The sequence below is a fragment of the Bacillus cereus group sp. BfR-BA-01347 genome (assembly GCF_022663835.1).
Classification (GTDB): Bacteria; Bacillota; Bacilli; order Bacillales; family Bacillaceae_G; genus Bacillus_A; species Bacillus_A thuringiensis_K.
Map to the genome: position 1 here is coordinate 1 of NZ_JAKUGG010000103.1, position 224 is coordinate 224.

The window sequence follows — 224 nt, forward strand, 5'->3', positions numbered from 1 at the left end:
TGATGATGGCAGAGAGGTCACACCCGTTCCCATACCGAACACGGAAGTTAAGCTCTCTAGCGCCGATGGTAGTTGGGACCTTGTCCCTGTGAGAGTAGGACGTCGCCAAGCTATTTATATTGTCGCGGGGTGGAGCAGCACGGTAGCTCGTCGGGCTCATAACCCGAAGGTCGCAGGTTCAAATCCTGTCCCCGCAACCAAATGGTCCCGTGGTGTAGTGGTTA

Annotated in this window: 1 tRNA gene and 1 rRNA gene; both read left to right on the forward strand. The window is 55.4% G+C overall.

From position 1 onward, the window contains the following. A 5S ribosomal RNA gene (gene rrf / locus MR143_RS32845) occupies window positions 1-111 on the forward strand; the annotation flags it as partial. 12 nt (window positions 112-123) lie between these two features. Beyond that, window positions 124-200, forward strand: a tRNA-Met gene (locus tag MR143_RS32850). The last annotated feature ends 24 nt before the right edge of the window (window positions 201-224 follow it).